At 36.4% G+C, this 1844-nt stretch carries 3 protein-coding genes; 1 reads left to right on the top strand and 2 read right to left on the bottom strand.

Annotation, left to right across the window (positions count from 1 at the left end; all coding sequences use genetic code 11):
- On the top strand, positions 1–485 hold a 485-nt coding region (locus WA010_RS11185; protein WP_422557197.1), incomplete at its 5' end, for a GGDEF domain-containing protein.
- A gap of 11 nt (positions 486–496) precedes the next feature.
- On the opposite strand, the gene WA010_RS11180 is transcribed toward WA010_RS11185, so the two are convergent.
- Positions 497–1600 carry a hypothetical protein gene (locus WA010_RS11180; RefSeq protein ID WP_422557196.1) on the bottom strand — a complete coding sequence of 368 codons (1104 nt, stop codon included), beginning with the start codon at positions 1598–1600 and terminating at the stop codon, positions 497–499.
- 7 nt (positions 1601–1607) lie between these two features.
- A partial coding sequence (locus WA010_RS11175; RefSeq protein WP_422557195.1) for a hypothetical protein occupies positions 1608–1844 on the bottom strand: 237 nt, incomplete at its 5' end.

Here is a 1844-nt window from a genome sequence, read left to right as displayed (position 1 = left end):
ATCTTACTTTGGAACAGACAACATCTCAGCACCCAAATACTCCATTGGAAATAGAACGTTTCTCCTATTTTTACAAAGATTCATTGACCAGTCTTTACAGCCCTGGCTATCTGAATTATCTCTTTTTGGAACCTGATTTTAAAAAATATATAAAACTCCACTTTATCACTCTGCACCACATGAATCAGCTTAACAAACAGCATGGTTGGGATAAAGGAGATGAACTTTTAAAACGATATGCACAAATGCTTCAAACACGCACTCCTGAAGATCCGATTATTCGCTTCCAAGGAGATGATTTTATTATTTTTAAAACATCTTCGGATGATATTGATATAGCCACGGACTACACACCCGAATGGCTCAACCAGTACGGTATTTCCGTCTCTTGTCAAGAATTTAGAATTGATGATTTAAAGATAGAAACACTCGAAGCATTCCAAGCCATACTCACACAAACAGCATTTGATCATTATAAGTTATAAAAAAAAGCATTTTAGATGTTCCATTCTCCACTATTGGATACAGGATGCGGTGCCGGAAGCATTTGAACAAAGGTACGCACTTCTCGGATCAGTTGTAGTTGCTTATTATTCAACCACTCTCGCAATAAATTACCATTCTGCACATCATAGCTAATACTAAAAGCTACCTTCATTTGCGTTCCCTCATAGACAGGAACAGTGTAAAGCCAAACTGCCTTAATCATGATTTTAATATTTGACAGTATGAGTTCCGCATCCAATTCTTTTCCTTTTACAGAAGATAATGCAACCAACAAAAGTGCATTATCTGTTTGTATTGACGTACCTTTTTCTGATACATCTCGTAAAAAAACTGGATGTTTTTTCCCATCAAGAGACACTATCATTTGATCATCATGAGACGTAGCATAGCGTATTACTTGACGTAAATGAAAACTTTGGGCAACTATTTGGATATTATGCAATGTCACTTCAGATCGAATCAAATCATATTGTAAAACTTCACTAAGAAGCATGTTATCTCGTTTACTACCGATCAGCCATTTTGTACCAATTTGAGCTGCACAAAGCTGTTTTTTTTCCACTCCAATAATAATTTTTCCCTTATGGGCATGATGAAGCGTACACTCCCCTTTTATCGGTATCCCTTTGTACAAAACAAGAGAAGGAAACCGACCATCTTCCAAATTACCAAATATTTTATTGATTAAAGTAGCTTCATCTTTATTGGCTTTAAAATGTGACGTATCATTATCACTGTGTATATCTCTTAATATACGAGTTTGATCGACAAGTTTGATCGATTCATGACTCAAGCGAACAATAACAAAGACATCTATATTATCATACGATTGCCGATCAATTTGAAAATGTTTATCACGGTATAAAAAAAGATTATTGTGCAAGAAAAAATCACATAAAGATTCATGAGATGCCTCTTTTAAATCTACCATCTCACCGATAATACTGATTACATCATCACTCCCTAAATTTTGAAGGAGTAATACATTTTTAAGATGGTCGTTAAGGAAGAAAAGTTTTTGTTCTTTAAAAAACATCACCCCTACAGGGAGATGCTTGTACGCGTCAAAAAGTTCTTTTAACGCTTCGGTCATAACACGATTACTTTGTACTTCGTTTCGGATAGGCCATCGCTATTACGATAGCGATCACTGCATAAGTCCACGGTACGAAATCAGGAACCGGAACGGGATCACCTTTTGCGTAGGAATGAAGACCTGCGAGATAGTAGTTCACCCCGAAATAGGTCATGAGTACCGATGTAAATGCCAACAGCGATACGACACTAAAGATATAGTCACTATAGGCACCTTTGATCATACGCAAGTGAATAACCAC

Origin of the sequence: Sulfuricurvum sp. (assembly GCF_049305995.1) — a bacterium.
In the GTDB taxonomy this organism is placed as follows: domain Bacteria; phylum Campylobacterota; class Campylobacteria; order Campylobacterales; family Sulfurimonadaceae; genus Sulfuricurvum.
Note: the sequence above shows the minus strand (reverse complement) of the source record. Positions and strands in the feature narration are given on the sequence as shown.